The organism is Paenibacillus sp. BC26 (assembly GCF_900116125.1).
GTDB classification, from domain to species: Bacteria; Bacillota; Bacilli; order Paenibacillales; family Paenibacillaceae; genus Paenibacillus_Z; species Paenibacillus_Z lignilyticus.
Genome location: NZ_FPAD01000005.1, coordinates 14,478 through 33,907, shown reverse-complemented (window position 1 = coordinate 33,907; position 19,430 = coordinate 14,478). Strand labels below are relative to the sequence as shown.

General features: G+C 48.1%; 22 protein-coding genes and 1 tRNA gene. 3 read left to right on the top strand and 20 right to left on the bottom strand.

The annotated features are described in order from the left end of the window. Nucleotides 1-124: 124 nt before the first annotated feature. The 6 genes from dnaB to BM412_RS26275 all read right to left on the bottom strand — a co-directional run bounded on the left by dnaB (nt 125) and on the right by BM412_RS26275 (nt 6,651). Nucleotides 125-1,486: a replicative DNA helicase gene (dnaB, locus tag BM412_RS26300; RefSeq protein WP_091224682.1), complete on the bottom strand. Its 1,362-nt coding sequence runs from the start codon at nt 1,484-1,486 to the stop codon at nt 125-127. A 30-nt stretch (nt 1,487-1,516) separates the two neighbouring features. After that, a complete protein-coding gene (gene rplI / locus BM412_RS26295; RefSeq protein WP_091224681.1) occupies nt 1,517-1,960 on the bottom strand; it encodes a 50S ribosomal protein L9 in 444 nt (147 codons plus the stop codon). Continuing rightward, nucleotides 1,957-3,918 (bottom strand): DHH family phosphoesterase, encoded by a 1,962-nt coding sequence (locus BM412_RS26290; RefSeq protein ID WP_091224680.1) that lies wholly within the window; start codon nt 3,916-3,918, stop codon nt 1,957-1,959. Before BM412_RS26290 ends, rplI begins: the two co-directional genes overlap by 4 nt. Nucleotides 3,919-3,937: 19 nt before the next feature. Then, nucleotides 3,938-4,849, bottom strand: coding sequence for a DUF2232 domain-containing protein (locus tag BM412_RS26285; protein WP_256256603.1), 912 nt, complete (start codon nt 4,847-4,849; stop codon nt 3,938-3,940). A gap of 158 nt (nt 4,850-5,007) precedes the next feature. Continuing rightward, a complete protein-coding gene (locus BM412_RS26280) occupies nt 5,008-5,448 on the bottom strand; it encodes a CBS domain-containing protein (protein WP_091225060.1) in 441 nt (146 codons plus the stop codon). A 117-nt stretch (nt 5,449-5,565) separates the two neighbouring features. Continuing rightward, entirely contained in the window at nt 5,566-6,651 is a 1,086-nt protein-coding gene (locus BM412_RS26275; protein WP_091224678.1) for an LCP family protein, read from the bottom strand. 182 nt (nt 6,652-6,833) lie between these two features. Here BM412_RS26275 and BM412_RS26270 point away from each other — a divergent pair, with 182 nt between their 5' ends. Further along, nucleotides 6,834-7,187 carry a DUF4870 domain-containing protein gene (locus BM412_RS26270; protein WP_091224677.1) on the top strand — a complete coding sequence of 118 codons (354 nt, stop codon included), beginning with the start codon at nt 6,834-6,836 and terminating at the stop codon, nt 7,185-7,187. Between the two features lie 61 nt (nt 7,188-7,248). Here the strand turns inward: BM412_RS26270 and rpsR are convergent, their stop codons facing one another. From rpsR to rpsF, 3 genes are read right to left on the bottom strand one after another with little or no spacing between them, the layout of a single operon-like run. Beyond that, nucleotides 7,249-7,527 carry a 30S ribosomal protein S18 gene (gene rpsR, locus BM412_RS26265; protein ID WP_090574546.1) on the bottom strand — a complete coding sequence of 93 codons (279 nt, stop codon included), beginning with the start codon at nt 7,525-7,527 and terminating at the stop codon, nt 7,249-7,251. Nucleotides 7,528-7,545: 18 nt separating this feature from the next. Further along, on the bottom strand, nt 7,546-8,079 hold the full coding sequence (locus BM412_RS26260; protein WP_091224676.1) for a single-stranded DNA-binding protein: 534 nt from the start codon (nt 8,077-8,079) through the stop codon (nt 7,546-7,548). Between the two features lie 41 nt (nt 8,080-8,120). Further along, nucleotides 8,121-8,405, bottom strand: coding sequence for a 30S ribosomal protein S6 (gene rpsF / locus BM412_RS26255; protein WP_091224675.1), 285 nt, complete (start codon nt 8,403-8,405; stop codon nt 8,121-8,123). A gap of 241 nt (nt 8,406-8,646) precedes the next feature. On the opposite strand from rpsF, the gene BM412_RS26250 reads away from it, so the two are divergent. Further along, nucleotides 8,647-8,826, top strand: coding sequence for a YjzC family protein (locus tag BM412_RS26250; protein WP_091224674.1), 180 nt, complete (start codon nt 8,647-8,649; stop codon nt 8,824-8,826). A 651-nt stretch (nt 8,827-9,477) separates the two neighbouring features. Here the strand turns inward: BM412_RS26250 and BM412_RS26245 are convergent. The 3 genes from BM412_RS26245 to BM412_RS26235 all read right to left on the bottom strand — a co-directional run bounded on the left by BM412_RS26245 (nt 9,478) and on the right by BM412_RS26235 (nt 10,175). After that, a tRNA-Ser gene (locus BM412_RS26245) sits at nt 9,478-9,568 on the bottom strand. A 60-nt stretch (nt 9,569-9,628) separates the two neighbouring features. Next, nucleotides 9,629-9,871 carry a DUF951 domain-containing protein gene (locus BM412_RS26240; protein WP_091224673.1) on the bottom strand — a complete coding sequence of 81 codons (243 nt, stop codon included), beginning with the start codon at nt 9,869-9,871 and terminating at the stop codon, nt 9,629-9,631. A 64-nt stretch (nt 9,872-9,935) separates the two neighbouring features. Continuing rightward, nucleotides 9,936-10,175 carry a putative Se/S carrier protein gene (locus BM412_RS26235; RefSeq protein ID WP_091224672.1) on the bottom strand — a complete coding sequence of 80 codons (240 nt, stop codon included), beginning with the start codon at nt 10,173-10,175 and terminating at the stop codon, nt 9,936-9,938. A 151-nt stretch (nt 10,176-10,326) separates the two neighbouring features. Here BM412_RS26235 and yyaC point away from each other — a divergent pair, with 151 nt between their 5' ends. After that, nucleotides 10,327-10,920 (top strand): spore protease YyaC, encoded by a 594-nt coding sequence (gene yyaC / locus BM412_RS26230; protein ID WP_091224671.1) that lies wholly within the window; start codon nt 10,327-10,329, stop codon nt 10,918-10,920. Here yyaC and BM412_RS26225 read toward each other — a convergent pair. The 8 genes from BM412_RS26225 to mnmE all read right to left on the bottom strand — a co-directional run bounded on the left by BM412_RS26225 (nt 10,889) and on the right by mnmE (nt 19,429). Further along, nucleotides 10,889-11,386, bottom strand: coding sequence for a DUF4446 family protein (locus BM412_RS26225; protein WP_091224670.1), 498 nt, complete (start codon nt 11,384-11,386; stop codon nt 10,889-10,891). The two genes, yyaC and BM412_RS26225, sit on opposite strands and share 32 nt — an antisense overlap. A 30-nt stretch (nt 11,387-11,416) precedes the next feature. After that, nucleotides 11,417-12,589 (bottom strand): aminotransferase class V-fold PLP-dependent enzyme, encoded by a 1,173-nt coding sequence (locus tag BM412_RS26220; RefSeq protein ID WP_091224669.1) that lies wholly within the window; start codon nt 12,587-12,589, stop codon nt 11,417-11,419. 120 nt (nt 12,590-12,709) lie between these two features. After that, entirely contained in the window at nt 12,710-13,561 is an 852-nt protein-coding gene (locus BM412_RS26215) for a ParB/RepB/Spo0J family partition protein (protein ID WP_091224668.1), read from the bottom strand. After that, entirely contained in the window at nt 13,542-14,315 is a 774-nt protein-coding gene (locus BM412_RS26210; protein WP_091224667.1) for a ParA family protein, read from the bottom strand. The genes BM412_RS26215 and BM412_RS26210 overlap by 20 nt, the downstream gene beginning before the upstream one ends. Before the next feature lie 94 nt (nt 14,316-14,409). Then, on the bottom strand, nt 14,410-15,231 hold the full coding sequence (gene noc / locus BM412_RS26205) for a nucleoid occlusion protein (protein ID WP_091224666.1): 822 nt from the start codon (nt 15,229-15,231) through the stop codon (nt 14,410-14,412). 162 nt (nt 15,232-15,393) lie between these two features. Further along, nucleotides 15,394-16,116, bottom strand: coding sequence for a 16S rRNA (guanine(527)-N(7))-methyltransferase RsmG (gene rsmG, locus BM412_RS26200; protein ID WP_091224665.1), 723 nt, complete (start codon nt 16,114-16,116; stop codon nt 15,394-15,396). A 2-nt stretch (nt 16,117-16,118) separates the two neighbouring features. Continuing rightward, entirely contained in the window at nt 16,119-18,008 is a 1,890-nt protein-coding gene (mnmG, locus tag BM412_RS26195) for a tRNA uridine-5-carboxymethylaminomethyl(34) synthesis enzyme MnmG (protein ID WP_091224664.1), read from the bottom strand. A gap of 41 nt (nt 18,009-18,049) precedes the next feature. Then, nucleotides 18,050-19,429 (bottom strand): tRNA uridine-5-carboxymethylaminomethyl(34) synthesis GTPase MnmE, encoded by a 1,380-nt coding sequence (mnmE, locus tag BM412_RS26190; protein WP_091225059.1) that lies wholly within the window; start codon nt 19,427-19,429, stop codon nt 18,050-18,052. Between the last annotated feature and the right edge of the window lies 1 nt (nt 19,430).

Here is a 19,430-nt window from a genome sequence, read left to right as displayed (position 1 = left end):
AGCTTTAGACAGCATGATTAGTTTAGCAGTCTGCAGTGGTAAAGTCAACGAAAAGCGAACAATTGTAAGGTCGTATATCGCATTGTTCGGAATTTCGATAAATGTGGGACAGAACCCTCCTTTATTAGGAAGCGTGGCCCGGTTCTTGGTGCGATCGATCTAAACCAACGAATTTATTGAAGTTTTTCAAGAAGGCAAGCTCAACGGTTCCAACGGGACCGTTACGCTGTTTGGCTATGATGATCTCGATAATATTCTTCTTCTCGGATTCCTTATCATAGTAGTCATCCCGGTATAGGAACGCTACAATATCGGCATCTTGCTCGATCGATCCGGATTCCCGAAGGTCAGACATCATGGGACGCTTGTCCTGCCGCTGCTCAACGCCCCGGCTGAGCTGTGACAGTGCAATAACCGGCACTTCGAGCTCACGGGCGATCTGTTTCAGTGTACGGGAGATCTCGGATACTTCCTGTTGACGATTCTCGCCGGCTTTGCCGCGTCCTTGAATCAGCTGCAAATAATCGATCAGAATCATTCCAAGTCCGCGTTCTTTCTTCAGACGGCGGCACTTAGCGCGAATATCCGATACGGTAATACCCGGCGTATCATCGATGTAAATTTGCGCTTCAGACAACGAACCGATCGCCATCGTTAGCTTTTCCCAATCGTCGCCTTCCAAATACCCGGTACGCAATCGGCCCGCATCCACGTTTGATTCCGCGCAAATCATACGCTGTACCAGCTGGGCAGCCGACATCTCAAGACTGAAGATGGCGACTGTTTCCCGTGCCCGCACACCGACGTTCTGTGCGATATTAAGTGCGAAAGCCGTTTTTCCTACGGATGGCCGTGCAGCTACAATGATCAGGTCATTTCGCTGGAAGCCCGCGGTCATCTTGTCCAAGTCGGTAAACCCGGATGGAATGCCGGTGGAGCCGCCTTTATTCGAATATAGATGCTCCACTTTCTCGAATACTTCCATGAGCACGTCGCGAATGGATATGAATCCGCTGCTTGAACGACGGTTAGACAGCTCCATGATGCGGGCTTCCGCTTCGCTAAGCATGGCTCCCACATCTTCGGCTGCGGCATAGCCGTCCGAAACGATGTTCGTCGCTGTCCGAATGAGACGGCGGAGCATCGATTTCTCTTCCACGATTTGCGCGTAATAATCCACGTTAGCTGCTGTTGGAACCGCGTTTCCCAGCTTGGCCAGGTAACTGACGCCGCCGATCTCCTCCAGCTGCTGTCGATCCTGTAAATAAGCAGTCAAGGTTACCAAGTCAATCGGCTGGCTCGCTTCACCAAGCTCCACCATCGCATCAAACAGCAGCTGATGCGACGGCAAGTAGAAGTCCTCACTGCGCAGCCGCTCCATTGCCGTTATTAACGCTTCCGTTTGCAATAAGACAGCACCAAGTACCGCTTGCTCTGCTTCCATATTCTGCGGCGGTATTCGGTCGAAATTCATCTCATTACTCATTGGTCCGCATGACTCCCCTTTTGATTGCTTCTATTCCTCTGTAGCATGTACACTCAGCTTCGCTTTCACTTCCGGATGCAGCTTTACCAATACTTGCGTAACGCCAAGCGTACGGATCGGCTCTTCCAGCTCGATTTTGCGTTTGTCGATTTTGACGCCTTGCGCCTCAAGCGACTCCGCAATTTGCTTGCTTGTGATGGCTCCGAACAAACGACCGCCTTCGCCGGCTTTCGTTTTCACAACTATTTTCATCGCTTCCAGACGTTCTGCAAGCGCCTTTGCGTCTTCTTTTTCTTTTTCCTTCTTCTTCTGCTCGGACGCCTTCTGAATATCAAGCGTCTTCAGGTTGCCATCGGAAGCCGGCTTTGCCAAGTTCTTCGGAAACAGGAAGTTGCGCACGTACCCTTCCGACACCTCTTTAACCTCACCCTTCTTACCTTGCCCCTTCACGTCTTGCAAAAAGATTACCTTCATTCGAATAACCCCTCTTCCTTATCGAGTTCTTGCAGCACCTGCTTGAGGCGCTGCGCTACTTCCACCACGGTTCCTTCTTGCTGTGCGGCGGCATTGGTTAAATGTCCGCCTCCGCCCATACGCTCCATGACCACCTGTACGTTCATATGGCCCAGTGAGCGGGCGCTGATGCCAATCAGACCGTCCGGCCGCTCTCCGATGACGAAGGATGCCAGCACGTCGGTCATATTAAGCAGCGTATCCGCCGTCTGCGCAATGAGCAGCTGCGAATACTGCCGGCCTTGCTCGGTCATCGCGATGGCAATATGCTCATAGACGATCTCGGCCTGCTTAATAATCTCTGCCTTCTTAATGTATTCGGCCAAGTCCTCTTTCAGCATCCGCTGAATCAAGGTCGAATCCGCCCCATTGCGGCGCAAGAACGATGCCGCTTCAAAGGTCCGCGAGCCGGTGCGAAGCGAGAAACTCTTCGTGTCCACGGTAATTCCCGCGAGCAGGGCCGTCGCTTCTCTGACATCCAGCAACACGCGGTCGTTAATATATTGCAGAAGCTCTGTTATAAGTTCACAAGTCGAGGATGCGTACGGCTCCATGTAGACCAGAATCGCGTTCGAGATAAACTCTTCCCCGCGTCTGTGATGATCGACGACCACGATTTTTTCCGTTTGCGTCAGCAGCTTCGGCTCTTTCACCATCGATGCTTTATGCGTATCGACGACAACGACAAGCGTATTGCCGTTAATCAGCTCTTTAGCTTGCTCAGGCGTAATAAATCGCTTGGCAATCCGCTCTTCTTCCCGCAGCATCTCCATCATTTTCTGGATTGAAGGGTTAACGCCTTCCAGCACGATGTACGCTTCTTTATTAAAAAGCATAGCAGCCTTCAGCACGCCAATGGAAGCGCCGATCGCATCCATATCCGGCATTTTATGCCCCATAATGACGACGCGGTCGCTATCCTTGATCAGATCGCGCAGTGCATGCGCGACAACCCTCGCCCGAACACGGGTCCGCTTCTCAACGGCGTTGGACTTCCCGCCATAGAATGACTGGCGCTGTCCGACCTTCACCGCTGCCTGATCGCCGCCGCGTCCAAGTGCATAATCAAGACTAATTTGCGCCCAGTGGCCGAGCTCCACGACGCTTTCGGCACCTGCGGCGAAGCCGATGCTGAGCGTCATCGGAATCTTATTCTCCGCGGTAATCTCCCGCACCTCATCGAGGAGGACAAACCGCGACAGCTCCAGCTGCTTGAGCGTGCGCATGTCGGTAATAACCAAGTAACGGTCAGAGGTGAGCCGTTTCAAATACACGTGAAACTTATTCGCCCAGTCCGTAATCTCCGCAGTTGCCTTCGAAAGCAGCGTACTCCGCTGTTGATCGTCCATGCCTTGCGTAACTTCATCGAGGTTATCCATCATGACAATGCCGAGCGCCAGCTTCTCTTCCTCATACCGCTTAGCCAGCTGCCAGCGCTGCGTCATATCACGGATATAGAGCAGCCTCTCATCGAAACGGAACTGCAGCTCATACACCGAGTTTCCGACATGCGCTTCTACTGTACCTTCGCGTTCTTTGGCCTGCGAGAGCGTAGGAAACAAATCTTCCAGCGAATCGCCGACAACAGACTCCCGCTCCAGCATGTGCGTGACAAACGCATTGTGCCATTCTACTGTTTTGTCTTCGTTATAGAGAATGATTCCGAATGGGAGATCGCTGATCACCTCATTACCGGCTTTCTTCACCCGATACGACAGCGTCCCCAGATAGACCTTCAAATCGCGGCGGAAGGCGCGCTCGGCCATAACCGAGTAGAAACCTACCGCACCGCAGAGCAGCAGTCCCAGCATGCCGAGCTTCCATTCATAGAAAGCGAGTGTGACCGTCAACAGAATCATAAGCACGAATGCCCACAAATGGTGCATGCCGTGCCAGCGGTTAATTAAAAACTTTGGCATCGTTTCATTCGCCTCCGTATCACGATTTCTTAAACGCTTTACGGATTGGGAAAGCTGCGTCAATGACCCCAATCAAGCTAAACGGTTGGAAAATCGCGACAACTACCGACAGAAGCACCGGAATCGCTTTGTTCCATTTGCGTTCATGCGCCAGGAAGAAGAAGAAACCCATCGCCTGAATGGAGAAAGCCATTTGCATGAGCGGCACTAAATTATGAAGCGTCACCGTCATGAACGATGAGCCCGTGTTCGGCGTAGCCATATCCGCTATGAGTACGACCAAGTAGTAAAACACAAAAATCCGCGGCAATCTCCACTCGCGCGCCGCTTGCAAATGCGAAATCGTTAAACCGCTTGAACGCAGAGCGGGCGCTGCAATTGCATGCGTGATAACCGCAAGCAGGAATGAAACGGTAATAAGCGCCATTGGTATGGAATGAATCAAGCTTTGTACATACGATTCCGTTACGGTTGCCGTCCACACGCTCGGCATAATGCCTTGTTCCCGTAAATTGTCGACCGTTTTCGTGATCATTTCGCGAATTTCATTCATTAGGGAAAAATCGAATACGAGGTCAAACACAACCAGCTCCAGCAGAAGCTGGGCAAGCACCGTTAATACGGTAGCGGTTAAGACCTTCCGGGCAGGAGCCCCTTTTCGGTAATAATGCCCCATAACAAGCGATGGAACTAAGAAAAACAGTCCAACGATTAAGGCAGGCAGTCCCATAATGAGAACGCCAATTCCATATACGGCTGCCATGTGCAGCGTAAATGCGCGCTTGGACAACGTCGTATACAGGATTACCGTTGGTACCATTAATACTGCCGCAGCCAGCGCATTCAGAACGGGGACTGCTACCATGAGCAGCAGAATTAACGCTGAGAAGCTCCAAAGAATTGACTTTAAGCCGGTTTTCAAACCGTTCACCTCTTGCTGATTTACTAGTACAGAACTAATGATTTACTCCCCATTATATCATAAAACAATTCCGGCAACACAGGGGACCTTGTCCAGCAGGAGCAGCGCAATCCCGTGGTGCATGAACGATAAAACGCCGTCCTCTGGGATCGAGGACGGCGTCTGATTTAGCCGGCAGCCATTTCTTTGCTGGCTTGTTTATTTTGATTTAAGATAATGGCTTCACAGTAGTCAATGATGTCGCTTCGGCGCACTATGCCGATAAACCGGTTCATGTCATCCACGACAGGCACAAAGTTCTGCACCTTCGCCAGTGAAATCAAATCCTCCATATTGGCATCAATCTGTACGGCTTTATTTGCCATGCGCATTTGCACATCCGACAGCTTCACCTTGTTCGTCTGATCGAAGCTCACTTGCGGGTTGTTCTTCATATACCACAGCAGATCGCCCTCAGTTAATGTGCCTGCATATCCGCCCTGATTGTCGAGTATCGGTACCGCCGTGTAGCGGTGATGCTCCATCTTCTCGAGTGTTTGACGCAGTGTTGCATCGAGCGTCAACCATACCACCTCTTGCTTAGGCAGTAGAAAAAAAGCAATATTCATGTTGATGTTCCCATTCCCTTCTACTTTGTCTTTCTTGTTCGTGAAGAGCTCCGGGCCTAGCTGCAGCTTGACGAGCTTGACGTGCGCCTTTGATGTCATCTCAGCGCCGCATTGCCGTTAATGCTTCTCTGATGCTGCTTTCGTTTGGGACGACAACGACTGCACAGGCTTCTGATCTTTAACCTGGTATTCCTCCGGAAGCGGCAGCTCTGCTTTCGTTTTCGCTGGATCCAGCCATGCCTTAATCAACTGTTGCGTTGCAGCTAAATCTTCTTCATCCGCAAAATAGTACCAAGCGCCGTGATTCACTTTACGATGTCCGTTGCCTTTCAACGTATGGCTGTAAATCGTGCGGTTGTCGCTTTGCAGCATGCTCTTCGCCAAATCAATCATATGCTGCGGAGTTAAATCGGTTGTGAAATTGTCGCCCATAATTGAAATAAGTTCAGGAATCTTCGTCCACTGCTGGACATGCGAAGCTTTAGTCATGATTGCGTTTAAGAACTGCTGGTGACGTCCTGCACGGCTCGTATCGCCGCCTGCATCTTCACGGTACCGAACAAAGTTGAGCGCTTCAGTGCCATTGTAGAGCTCTTTACCGGCCTTAACAACGAACTTCTCGTGATCCGGGTCATCATTAACCAGATCTTCCGTAATCGGAAGCGCGATTCCGCCCATAGCGTCGATGACTTCACGGAAGCCGGTAAAGTTAATTGTAGCATAATGATCGATGGTGTTGTTGAATAACCTTTCGACGGTTTCTACCGACATTTTCGCTCCGCCAAAAGCATAGGCATGCGTGATTTTATCTTCCCATTGATTACCTGATTTCGTTGTTTTGCCGACGATGTCGACATACGTGTCACGGGGAATGGAAACCATCAGAATGGCGCCATCTTTAGGTCTGATAACGGTGTAGATCATCGTATCAGAGCGGCCTACCTCTTTATCCCGCTGATCGACGCCGAGCAGCAGCATGGAGAATGGCTCCTCCGGCTTATACGTTGTCTTCACCGGCTCGTGGCCTTCCAGCGGCTGATACGAATTTTCGAGCCTGTCCTTAACCGATCCGGATAAGAACACATCAAACCCCCACATCGCAAGCGCATTTCGATTAAAATAGCCGACTGTCCCCGCCAGCACTACGATAACGAGGATAGCTGCAAGCCACTTATACGATCGTCGTGATTTTCTCGGTTGCATATTCGTTGTAACGCTCCATTCTCTACAAATCTATTTACACGTGGTTTCCTAATTCTAAACGATTATGTGGAGTCGAAAGTTACAAATGGTTAACGATTTTCCTTTGTCAATTCTGGTCATTTCAACCAAGCATAGTTTAGCCCAAGCTTGAATACATACCTACAAAGGGAGGGAGCGTCATTATGCAAGCACCGTTATTTGGACCTGATCCATCATCGACCGGCATTGACCCTAAGATTGTCGGGTTGCTCTGTTATCTGGGCAGCTTTGTAACCGGCATCTTGTTTCTTGTTCTGGAGAAGCGAAGCAATTTCGTGAAATTTCATGCCATGCAATCGATCTTAATATCTGTCGTACTGGTTGTCATTAATATTGTGCTCGGCTTTATCCCGTTTATCGGCTGGCTGCTTGGCTTTTTACTTGCTCCGCTGTCATTTATATTATGGATTGCATTAATGCTCCTCGCCTTGCAGGGCAAAAGGTTTAAGCTTCCGGTTATCGGTGATTATGCGGAGCAGCAAGCAAGTAAGTTTTAACGGGGACGATATTTAACAAGCACAAAAAAAGGCAGCCGATTGGCTGCCTCCTCGTTACGTCCTATTCCGTTGTGTAAGGCAACAACGCTACTTGACGGGAGCGTTTGATCGCTACAGTCAGAAGACGTTGATACTTTGCACTTGTTCCAGTTACACGACGTGGCAAAATTTTGCCGCGCTCGCTGATAAATTTACGAAGCAGGTCCGTATCTTTATAGTCAATGTGCGTAATTTTGTTAGCTGTGAAGAAACATACTTTACGGCGTTTGTTACGGCCTTTACGACCGCCGAATTTGCGTTCTGGACGCTCGTCGCCACCATCTCTTTGCTTAAAGCTCATGTTCATCCGTCCTTTCAGTTAGAATGGCAAATCATCTTCCGATATATCGATCGGGCGTCCGTCGTCTGAGAACGGATCACGACTATTGTTGTTCCTTGGTGTGCCTCCCGAACGGCCTCCACCCTGTGGATTACCACCGCTGGTGCCACCTTGTGAGTTGCCTCCACCGTAGTTGCCGTTTCCGCTGCCATAGCTTGCCGCACCCTCATCACGCGGACCATTCTCACGGTTGCCGGATTCCAAGAAACGAACGTTATCGGCAATAATTTCAGTCACGTAGACCCGCTTGCCTTCGTTGTTCTCGTAATTCCGTACCTGGATACGGCCTTCAACCGCTGTTAGGCGGCCTTTGCGCAAGTAGTTCGCACAAGTTTCAGCGAGCTGACGCCAAGTAACGATTGGAATAAAATCCGCTTCCCTTTCGTTCTGACCACCGCTCGTAAACGGACGATCCACCGCAAGTGTAAATTGCGTTACCGCAACACCTGCCGGCGTATAGCGCATTTCAGGATCCTTTGTTAATCTACCGATGAGAATAACACGGTTCAACATCGTTTATCGCCTCCAATCGAAACATCCTTGCGTTGATGAGACTAAGCTACATCTTTAACAACTAAGAAACGGATAACTTCATCCGTAATTTTCATGACGCGGTCAAGTTCAGCAACAACTTCTGGAGTTGCGTTGAAATGTACCAGTACGTAGATACCGTCACGAATCTTGTTGATTTCATACGCAAGGCGGCGTTTACCGATCACGTCATGCTTTGTGACCTCTCCACCGTTTCCGATGATTCCTTGGAACTTGTCAGTCAAAGCTTGTACCGACTCTTGTTCCACATCCGGACGAATGATGTACATCACTTCGTATTTGCGCATATGTTTCACCTCCTCTTGGACTATGCGGCCCCCTTAAAAAGGGAGCAAGGAGCGAGTTAATTTCTCGCATACCTGAATACTATACCAAACTTAGTCCCCTCTTGACAAGTATTGATTCAAGCCGTTCGCCTACCTCTTTCTTCCGTTCATGTTCCATCCTCATTTGTTGCACACTAATGATCAGGACGGAATCTCTGCGTCGTCCTCATTTGTGCAACCGCACTGGAGGTGTAATTCATTAATGGGTGAATGGACAGAATTTCGAGAAGGCGACCGTGCGCCAAACGACGGGTTGTATATTGAAATCGGCGAAGCGTCTTTCCATATGGGCGTCAACAATCCGCAGAAGGTAAGATTGGCGAAAGGCGACAAGTTTCCGGCCCTTTCGAATAAGGATCGCAAGTGGAAACGAATGTACTGATTTTTTCGCGATTTCTTGTATAGAAGAAAAACAACCTGCGCATTATAGTTGTGACGGTGTAAAGAGAGGTGTGGTTCCGTTGAACCCATGCATGTACGAACCTCAAGGAGATTTTGTCCACTCAGCATAGAAGCGGAGGGATGTGCCAAAGACCAGTGTCTGTAACACACGCACACCGACTAAAGACCGGTGAACCGAGGTTTCTTACGAAAAGCTTGTAGTGATGACTGTTTTCTAAATCAAACACCGTCGGAGAAGGGCTCGCGAGAGCCCTTTTTTCCATTGTGTCTGCAAACACGGAAACACTGCGCTCGTGAGGGTTTTTCTATCTTGTCTGTAACAGAGGAAATAAACGCTTGTGTGAACCCTTTTCCCCATCGTGCCTGTGACACAAGAAATAGGTGCTCGTGAGAACCTCTTTCCCTTCTTGCTGCGACGCACGAAATAAGCGTTCCTGAAGTACCCTTTCTCTCAGCAGATGGCTAAGAACGTCCGGTTAACGAACGAACGGCCACAATATCAGCGTCCCGCGCTCTTTCCGCTTTGGAGAACTTGCAACTGTTGGTAATGCATATGTCCAATCTCGCCTTACAAATAACCTTAGCATGAAAACAAAAAAACGACCCTTTCGGGTCGTTGATTGATTAAATATGGCGGAGAGGGTGGGATTCGAACCCACGCACGCTTTGACACGCCTAACTGATTTCGAGTCAGCCCCCTTGGGCCTCTTGGGTACCTCTCCATAAAGGTGAATCAGCAGAACAGAATTTATCTTACCACGGGGCTCGTCCAAATGCAAGCATTAATTGCTTGATATTCCATTGGCGCTTTCGCCCTCATTTAAGCCCTCGTCTGCTTTCGAACGGAGTACTTTTTTCAAGTTTTTCTCGAACTTCGCGCGTGGTATGAGAACGCTGTGTTTGCAGCCTACGCATTTGATTCGGATATCCATCCCCATGCGAATGATCTCCATCTCATTTGTTCCACATGGATGCTGCTTCTTCATTTGGACAACATCGCCCAGTTCAAACTGTTTCCTCTCCATAACAGTCCGCTCCCTTTCCCCTAAAGCTGTTTCTATTTCTATCTCTATCGTATCCCTTTATTCCTCATAACTCAATGGGCTCGTACCGATCCTCAACCTGTTTAAATATTCCCCTAATCTCAACATTCTCTTGGTTGATGACATCCTTCACGACTAGCAGATCACTCTCCGGAAAATGAATGGATAGTGCGCAGCCCGCGGTAATTTGCTTCGGCGTTGGACAGATGTCAATTTCAATATCCGCATATTCTAGTAGCATTTCCGCCCGCAGAGCCTGCTGGGTGGAGTCAAAGGCAATAAGCATGGGTCTGCGCCTCCTGATTGTTTTATTGCAGGTTCCTCGGTTAAACAAGTATAAAATGGTTGTCCTATCCATATACTAGTAACCAAGTGATAACAACTGTTTCTCTATCGATAGGTTGTTGGAATTCATAGAGTTGGCGGGAGGAGAATCTATGAAATTGCCGGGAATGAAAGAAACACCGCTTAAAGTACCGTACACAGAACCCAACATTACAGGACTTCTGATGAACCGCATCACGTACCTTTTGGACAACGTCCCTGCTGATCGTAGGCTTGTTGTTGTATGTGTAGGTACTGATCGTTCCACAGGCGATTCGCTCGGCCCTCTTGTCGGCACTTCTCTAAGCAAATATCGGAGTCCCTTCTTCGATCTTTATGGCACCCTGGAGGAACCTGTTCATGCGATGAACTTGGACGAAACACTGATCGACATCAACAAGTATGTCCGTAAGCCTTTTGTCATTGGTATTGATGCCTGCTTAGGTCAAGCCGCAAGTGTCGGCTGTATTCAAGTCGGCTCTGGTCCTGTCCGTCCGGGTGCCGGTGTTAATAAAGATCTGCCGCCTGTTGGTGACATCCACATTACAGGTATCGTAAATGTCGGTGGATTTATGGAGTATTTTGTTTTGCAAAACACTCGGCTTCATCTTGTTATGCGTATGTCTGATATTATTGCGCACAGCCTGTTCTTATCCATCATGAAATGCGTACGCCCTACTTCGATTCCCGCTGCAACGCAAGACTGATGGCTTCTTTCTCTTCCGGGGTCAGCGGATACTTCGATTGCCCTTCTTGCACGGGCTTGGCGTAGACGAAGGTATTCTCTCGGCCGTGAATGCCGCTTAGTACCATTCCGTCCTCAGTATCATCAATCACTGCTATTGAGAAACTCAGATCATTCCCTCGTTCAGCAAAAGCATTGTAACGATGGATACCGATGTTGCCTTTCTTCTTCTTCAGTGTATCATTCAGCGTATGGACGCTTTGCTTCAGCTTGTTCTGTCCTTCTTCCTGCGTACTAAGTCGCTGCTTCAGCTCTACGATGACGCTTTCCAGTTCTTCGACCCCTGCACCGCTCATAAACTGCGTGTAACTTTTACGCAGTCGCTTCAGCTTGCTTCCGATAACAAAACTGCGCACCAACAAAATTAATACAACAACAAGCAGTCCAATCGTTATCCAATCAGACGGACTTTCAATCAGTTCATTCATGATGTCTTACTCTCCCCCGTTTAAAGCACATTAACTGTAGTGCTGCTTAATTTCCTTCACAGCCGCTATAAGCGCATCAACCTCTTGTTTTGTTGTGAAGCATCCCACGCTTGCGCGTATTGCCCCTGTATCCTTCGTCCCTGCAATTTCATGTGCGAGTGGAGTGCAATGGAACCCTGTGCGAACAGCGATTTGATAATGCTGATCCAGAATAAATCCAATCTCGGATGGATCTGCTCCCGGCAAAACGAAGGACACGATTCCGGTCCGGGGTTTACCGAGCTCCGGGCCAAGGATGCGAACTCCGTTCAACTCATGAAGCCCCTCCATCAATTGCTGTGTCAGCATCCATTCTCTAGTATGGATGTTTTGCACCGTCTCATGCAGAATATGCTGCACCCCGGCCTTCAGCCCATTTATTCCAGCTGCATTTTGAGTGCCCGCTTCATACCTGTCAGGACGAACCGTTGGCTGCTCTATCGCCTCCGACTGACTGCCCGTACCACCGTGCAGGAGAGGCTCCAGCTCCACGTTGGGGTGAATATACAACCCGCCTGTCCCTTGCGGCCCCAGCAACCCTTTATGGCCCGGAAACGCGAGCATATCAATCCCCATCTGCTCCACGTTTATTTCCAACAACCCCGCTGTTTGCGCAGCATCGACAAGCAGCTTTAGTCCGTGTTTACGTGTAACCTCTCCAATATCAGCAACAGGCAGAATGGATCCCAATAAATTCGAACTATGATTCACGATAACAAGCTTTGTGTTAGGCTGTATGGCAGCCTCAATTTGCTTCGCATCCAATTCCCCTGCTTCATTGGGCTCAACGTAACTAACCTCAATACCGATTACTCGCTTGAGGTATTCTAAAGGTCTGCGTACGGAATTATGTTCGACTGCAGTGGCTATTACATGATCATTTTGATTCAGCATTCCTTTTATTGCAGTGTTGAGTGCCATGGTTGTGTTTAATGCAAATGCGATATCATTGGGATTGGATACCGCGAACAGCTTTGCCAACGCTTTTCTCGTGTTGAACAAAATCCGGCTTGCCCGAACAGCCATCGCATGACTGCCTCTCCCGGGATTCGCACCATCACGTTCCATTGCTTCCACCACAGCTTCAATTACACTGGCCGGTTTAGGCCATGATGTTGCCGCATGATCGAGATAAATCAATCCCTTATCCGTTGTCTGCTGCATCCTTATTCCTCCTCTTGCCAACAAAGCGAAATACCTTATAATGCTAACAATAGCATACTCGATTGGCACCCCTACTTCAAACGGGGATTCCCAATCGAGTATGCTATTTGAGTTTTAGTATTAAGATAACTGTTGCAGCAATTCCAATAACCGTTCTAAATCCTGTTTATTGTAATAGAGGAGTTCGATGCGTCCCTTATCCTTCTGCTGTTTAATCTTCACCGTTGTCTTAAATTGCTCACGCAGCGTTTCTTCCAGCTGATCAATATAGGGGTCGCGTTTCTTGGAAGATTGCGATTTTGTTTTCTCAGCCGCTGGCTGATCCAAGTTTTTAATCGCTTCTTCTAATTGACGAACGCTCCACTCATTAGTAATGGTCAACTCAGCAAGTTCCTTTTTGCGTGCATCTTCCTTCACACCCACAATTGCCCTTGCATGCCCCATTGAAATTGTTCCACGTGAAACATTATCTTTGATTTGCTCTGGTAATGATAACAAACGCAGGAAGTTTGCGATGTGAGATCTCGATTTACCAACCTTCATGGAAAGCTCTTCTTGTGTTAAATCAAATTTATCCATGAGTGCTTGGTAAGCAATTGCGAGTTCCATAGCATTGAGATCTTCACGTTGTAGATTCTCAATTAAAGCAATCTCCATTACTTGCTGGTCGGAGAAATTGCGAATTACTGCTGGTATAGTTGTGTTGCCACATAACTGCGATGCACGGAACCGTCGTTCACCGGCGATGATTTCATACCCTTTGAGCACAGTACGAACAATGATCGGTTGGATGACGCCATGCTGTTTGATCGATTCAGCGAGTTCTTTAATCGCATCGTCATCAAACGTTTTACGCGGTTGGTACGGATTCGGACGAAGCTGTGTTAACGAAACTTCTACAACTTTATCATCTTCGCTTACAGATAGCGATGGGATAAGCGCATCAAGTCCTCTACCTAGCCGCTTGCTCATACATAATCACTTCCTTCGCGAGTTCAAGATACACCTCTGCCCCTTTGGATCTTGGATCGTAAGTTATGATAGATTGTCCGTGTGAAGGAGCTTCGCTTAAACGGACGTTTCTTGGAATAATCGTTTGGTACACTTTTTGTTGGAAGTATTTCTTCACTTCTTCAATTACTTGAATGCCTAGGTTAGTCCTAGCATCAAACATCGTAAGTAAAACACCTTCAATTTGAAGCGTAGTGTTCAGATGCTTCTGAACCAGACGTACTGTATTTAAGAGCTGGCTCAAGCCCTCCAGCGCGTAATATTCACATTGAATAGGGATAATAACAGAATCAGAAGCAGTTAAAGAGTTAATCGTTAGAATACCCAATGATGGCGGGCAATCAATAAGGATGTAATCATACTGGTTCTTAACCAGGGCAAGTGACTTCTTCAAGCGCTGCTCGCGAGAAATCGTTGGAACAAGCTCGATCTCCGCACCGGCCAACTGAATCGTAGCTGGTATTATATTAAGTCCTTCAATATTAGTAGAACAAGTAGCATCTTTAGGGTGAACATCATTAATAAGCACATCGTAAATACAATGTGCGACGTCTGCTTTATTAATTCCAATTCCGCTCGTTGTATTGCCTTGCGGGTCAATGTCTACGAGCAATACTTTCTTGCCAAGCGACGCCAGACATGCACCCAGATTAACGGACGTGGTCGTTTTTCCGACACCGCCCTTCTGGTTCGTTATTGCTATCGTTTTAGACAAACCGTTCACCTCTATGCTGATTACTTTATTGATGCCATATGAAACGATTAAATGACGATGCCGTCCCTAGTTCGGACGGCTGTTTGAATCGCTATTATCGTTTCGGAATTTTGATTACGATTTCGTAATGATCCTCGTAATCTTGTTCGTTGGTCTTAATTTGCAAGCCCGATCCCGAAACCATATCAATAGATTGTCTTATTGTATTAAGCGCCAGACGTACATCCTTCGTAAAGGAAACCCGCTTCGGCTTTTTCGTTTTAGTAGCCTCTTTATAGAACGCCACTCGAGCTTCCGTTTGTTTCACGTTCAGCTCTTTCGTAACAATGTCATCCAGCACTTTCAGCTGCAGCTCTTCCGTATCAAGTGACAACAAGGCTCTTGCATGTCGTTCCGTAATTTTACGTTCCATCAGTGCATTCTTAATTGTATCACCGAGACCAAGAAGCCTGATCTTGTTGGCTATCGTGGATTGGCTCTTACCCAAACGCTGAGCTAAGCTTTCTTGCGTAAGATTGTGTAGATCAATAAGCTTCTGGTACGCGACTGCTTCCTCGATGGAAGTGAGACCTTCACGTTGAAGGTTCTCAATCAGAGCAATTGATGCGGCTTGAGAATCGTTAAATTCACGAATGATAGCCGGAATTGTCTCAAGACCGAGTTTTTTAACTGCACGATAGCGCCGTTCACCCGCGATGATTTCATATCTGCCACCACGCACCCTTACTACGATCGGCTGAATTACGCCGTGCGTGCGGATGGTTTGACTGAGCTCATCAATTCGATCATCGTCGAAAACAGTCCGCGGTTGATAAGGACTTGTGTCTACATCCTCAATCGGGAGCTGCTTCACTTCATCTTGACTTACACTTTTGGAGTCACTCAATCCAAATAAACGAGAGAACTGTTCTTTCATATCGTCAACTACCACCCGATTTCAAAGTGCCGAGTATTGTCGTTCCTACTATAATTCGCCGGCTGTAAGTTGATTTCCTGCTTGACAGACATTTATTATCGAAACAATTGTGTCCGCCAACAATATGTTCCACGTGAAACAATATCAATCAATCCATTATCACTATATAATAGGTTGTTTCAATGGTAAACCTGCTTTTCTCGGATACTTCGCTGGTGTAGCGCTAAATTTCTCCATCAGGAGAATGTGACGATCCGATTGTTCGAAAGGCAGCTTCAAATGTTCGACAGAAGTAAGCTTCGCTTTGAGTTCAGTCATACTGCGTTTGGATTCATTCAATTCCTCAGCAGGATCAGATCCCTTCATTGCAGCGAACACCCCACCCTTGCGTGCAAATGGAAGACATAATTCATTTAAGCCGCTAAGCCGCGCAACCGCTCTTGCGGTGACAACATCATAAGCGTCACGATGATTAGCTTGGCGCGCGATATCCTCGGCACGACCATGAACGCATTGCACGTTCTGAAGCTGAAGTGTTTGCACAACATGCTGTAAAAATTGAATTCGTTTGTTTAACGAATCTACAATCGTAATTTTAAGATGAGGGAAACAAATTTTCAATGGTAGGCTTGGAAATCCGGCACCTGACCCAATATCGGCCAATGATGATACTTTGTCCATTTTTACAAACAAAGAGAGAGTCACGGAATCGTAGAAATGTTTCTCATACACCGCTTCTCTCTCCGTAATGCCTGTTAAATTCATTTTTTCGTTCCATTCCACAAGCAGTTCATAATACGTTTGGAACTGCTCCAGCTGGAGCGGCGAAAGCGCCACTCCATGCTTTTGCAATAATTCAGTGAACCAAGTTTCGGTAGCGTTCATGGTTACCCCCGTGCTGCAACAACCTTATTGTAGTGTTCTAAATAAACGAGAAGAATAGAGATATCCGCCGGCGTTACACCGCCAATGCGTGATGCTTGCCCTATCGACAACGGACGAATGTTGGACAAGTTTGTTTTCGCTTCCTTGGAGAGATTGTTGACAGCCATATAATCTATATCGTCAGGAATGCGTTTCTTCTCCATCTTAGCAAGACGCTCAACTTGTTGCTGCTGTTTCTCAATATATCCTGCGTACTTAATTTGAATTTCAACTTGCTCTTTCATATCCTCTGTAAGCACTTCAGGGGATGGAGACAGTTGATCAATGATGTCATAAGAAACTTCCGGACGTCTTAATAAGGAAAGTCCGTCAGTTGTCTGTTGAATCGGAGTCGATTGTGCTTCCTCCAGCAATTGCAGCGTTAGTTCATCAGGACGAATCTTAACGGTTTTCAGACGCTCAATTTCCTGTTCCACCAACAGCTTCTTCTGTGTAAACTTCTGATAACGCGCTTCCGAAATCAAGCCAATCTCATACCCCGTTGGCGTCAAACGCATATCCGCATTGTCATGTCTCAACAACAACCGATATTCGGCGCGCGAAGTTAGAAGGCGATACGGCTCTGTGGTTCCCTTGGTCACTAAATCATCAATGAGCACGCCGATATACCCTTGCGAACGGTCGATGATTACAGGCGATTTCCCTTGTGCCTTACGCGCCGCGTTAATCCCAGCCATAACACCTTGTCCTGCTGCTTCCTCATAACCGGATGTTCCGTTAATTTGTCCAGCTGTGAACAACCCCGGAACAACCTTCGTTTCGAGAGATGGCCACAGCTGTGTTGGAACAACGGCGTCATACTCAATCGCGTAACCCGTGCGCATCATCTCAACTTTTTCCAAACCTGGAATAGAACGGAGAATGCTTAGTTGTACATCCTCAGGCATACTTGTAGAGAGTCCTTGCACATAGTACTCCGACGTATTCTTCCCTTCCGGCTCCAGGAAGATCTGGTGCTTCGGTTTATCGGCGAAGCGTACAATTTTATCTTCAATAGATGGGCAATATCTCGGACCTGTTCCCTCAATGGCACCGGAGAACATAGGAGCACGATGAAGATTATCGTTAATAATCTTATGTGTTTCCTCCGAGGTATACGTCAGCCAGCAAGGCAGTTGCTCATTATCGGAGTACTCCGTTTCGTACGAGAAAAATTTCGGTTTCTCGTCACCGGGTTGAATTTCGGTTTTGGAGAAATCAATCGTGTCCTTATGCACGCGAGGCGGCGTTCCCGTTTTGAAACGTACAAGCTGCAGCCCAAGTGAACGCAAGCTTTCGGACAGTTTAACGGAAGGCTGCTGATTGTTCGGCCCGCTCTCGTACATCAGCTCACCCATAATCACTTTCCCGCGCAGATAAGTGCCCGTAGTCACAACAACCGTTTTTGAGCGATACTCTGCACCGGTCTTCGTAATAATACCTACACAAGCGCCATCCTCAATAATGAGTTCCTCCGCCATGCCTTGGCGAAGCGTCAGATGATCGGTTTCTTCTATCGTTTGTTTCATGAAGTGCTGATAAAGGAATTTATCCGCTTGCGCGCGCAGCGCGTGAACAGCCGGTCCTTTACCCGTATTAAGCATCCTCATTTGAATAAATGTTTTATCAATGTTGCGTCCCATTTCTCCGCCAAGCGCATCAATTTCACGCACGACATGTCCCTTTGCCGGTCCGCCGATCGATGGATTACATGGCATGAAAGCCACCATATCCAGGTTAATCGTAAGCAACAGCGTCTCGCAGCCCATTCGCGCGGCAGCAAGTGCAGCTTCTACACCTGCATGACCGGCACCGACCACAATGACATCAAAATCCCCTGCATGATATCCCATTACTTTATCCCTCCTTGCCTTTACAACTAAGATTATTTACCTTATTTACCTAAACAGAACTGTGAGAAAATTTGGTCGATAAGCGAATCCGATACCGAATCACCTATTAATTCGCCCAATTGCTCCCAAGCGGTACGCACATCAATTTGCACAATATCAATCGGTATCCCGATATCTGTCGCTTCCATGGCATCCACAAGCGACTGGCGGGCATGGCCGAGCAGCGTAATATGTCGAACATTGCTGACATACGTCAAATCCGCAGACTCCAGCTCACCGCCGAAGAACATACGTTTAATGACATCCTCCAGCGTTTCAAGCCCCTGTTCGTGAAGAACCGACAAACGAACAATTTGCTCGGAGGAGAATATCGCTTCAACCTCAGAGGTGTCCATCACGACAGGTAAATCCGTCTTATTCAATAATACGACAACCGGCCGATTTCGAAACTGCTCCATCAGCAACCGGTCATCCGGATGCAGCTCTTCATTCACGTTCAGCACGAACAAGATCAGATCCGCTTCCTCAAGCGCTGAGCGCGAGCGTTCCACTCCGATCCGTTCCACCACATCCGCAGTTTCGCGGATACCGGCCGTATCGAGCAATCGCAGCGGAATGCCGCCAAGTGTCACGTACTCTTCAATAACATCACGCGTTGTGCCCGGTATGTCCGTGACAATCGCTTTGTTTTCCTGTACCAGCGCATTAAGCAGCGAAGATTTGCCGACATTGGGCCGGCCCACAATTGCCGTCATAATGCCTTCTCTTAATATCTTGCCTTCGCTTGCCGTTTTTAACAATCGATCGATTTCGGCGCATGCCTCACCGCAGCGTTCACGGATATAATCGCTTGTCATGGAAGCCACATCATGCTCCGGATAGTCGATATTCACTTCGATATGCGCAAGCAGCTCGATCAGATTGTGACGAAGCGCTTTAACCTTCTTCGACAGCATCCCTTCGGCCTGCTTCATCGCAACCGAGAATGCGCGGTCCGACTTCGAGCGGATCAGATCAATGACCGCCTCCGCCTGCGTTAAATCGATTCTCCCATTCAGGAACGCACGCTTCGTAAATTCACCGGGCTCTGCAATCCGAACGTCCCCGGAACGAAGCAGCAGCTCCAGGACGCGTTTAACCGCGACAACACCGCCGTGCGTGCTAAGTTCAACGACATCTTCTGCCGTAAACGAACGCGGACCCCTCATAATCGTCAGCAAAATCTCTTCTACGACTTCGCCGCTGATGGGATCCACGATATGCCCATAATGGACGGTATGCGAATCAACCGTGACAATATTCGATTTGGATCGGAAACATTTTGCACTTTCAGCAACCGCCTCAGGTCCACTTACCCGTATAACGGCAATGCCGCCCTCTCCGACAGCAGTCGAAATGGCGGCAATCGTGTCTTGAATCATC

Bases quoted from the DNA above. Each gene is read 5' to 3' on its own strand.
- BM412_RS26280 (WP_091225060.1), bottom strand. From the start codon at position 5,448: ATGAATATTGCTTTTTTTCTACTGCCTAAGCAAGAGGTGGTATGGTTG.
- BM412_RS26220 (WP_091224669.1), bottom strand. From the start codon at position 12,589: ATGCAGCAGACAACGGATAAGGGATTGATTTATCTCGATCATGCGGCA.
- rplI (WP_091224681.1), bottom strand. From the start codon at position 1,960: ATGAAGGTAATCTTTTTGCAAGACGTGAAGGGGCAAGGTAAGAAGGGT.
- mnmG (WP_091224664.1), bottom strand. From the start codon at position 18,008: ATGGGATATCATGCAGGGGATTTTGATGTCATTGTGGTCGGTGCCGGT.
- BM412_RS26260 (WP_091224676.1), bottom strand. From the start codon at position 8,079: ATGTTGAACCGTGTTATTCTCATCGGTAGATTAACAAAGGATCCTGAA.
- yyaC (WP_091224671.1), top strand. From the start codon at position 10,327: ATGAAATTGCCGGGAATGAAAGAAACACCGCTTAAAGTACCGTACACA.
- BM412_RS26225 (WP_091224670.1), bottom strand. From the start codon at position 11,386: ATGAATGAACTGATTGAAAGTCCGTCTGATTGGATAACGATTGGACTG.
- noc (WP_091224666.1), bottom strand. From the start codon at position 15,231: ATGAAAGAACAGTTCTCTCGTTTATTTGGATTGAGTGACTCCAAAAGT.
- rsmG (WP_091224665.1), bottom strand. From the start codon at position 16,116: ATGAACGCTACCGAAACTTGGTTCACTGAATTATTGCAAAAGCATGGA.
- dnaB (WP_091224682.1), bottom strand. From the start codon at position 1,486: ATGAGTAATGAGATGAATTTCGACCGAATACCGCCGCAGAATATGGAA.
- BM412_RS26240 (WP_091224673.1), bottom strand. From the start codon at position 9,871: ATGGAGAGGAAACAGTTTGAACTGGGCGATGTTGTCCAAATGAAGAAG.
- rpsR (WP_090574546.1), bottom strand. From the start codon at position 7,527: ATGAGCTTTAAGCAAAGAGATGGTGGCGACGAGCGTCCAGAACGCAAA.
- BM412_RS26270 (WP_091224677.1), top strand. From the start codon at position 6,834: ATGCAAGCACCGTTATTTGGACCTGATCCATCATCGACCGGCATTGAC.
- rpsF (WP_091224675.1), bottom strand. From the start codon at position 8,405: ATGCGCAAATACGAAGTGATGTACATCATTCGTCCGGATGTGGAACAA.
- BM412_RS26275 (WP_091224678.1), bottom strand. From the start codon at position 6,651: ATGCAACCGAGAAAATCACGACGATCGTATAAGTGGCTTGCAGCTATC.
- mnmE (WP_091225059.1), bottom strand. From the start codon at position 19,429: ATGATTCAAGACACGATTGCCGCCATTTCGACTGCTGTCGGAGAGGGC.
- BM412_RS26235 (WP_091224672.1), bottom strand. From the start codon at position 10,175: ATGCTTATTGCCTTTGACTCCACCCAGCAGGCTCTGCGGGCGGAAATG.
- BM412_RS26290 (WP_091224680.1), bottom strand. From the start codon at position 3,918: ATGCCAAAGTTTTTAATTAACCGCTGGCACGGCATGCACCATTTGTGG.
- BM412_RS26250 (WP_091224674.1), top strand. From the start codon at position 8,647: ATGGGTGAATGGACAGAATTTCGAGAAGGCGACCGTGCGCCAAACGAC.
- BM412_RS26215 (WP_091224668.1), bottom strand. From the start codon at position 13,561: ATGAGCAAGCGGCTAGGTAGAGGACTTGATGCGCTTATCCCATCGCTA.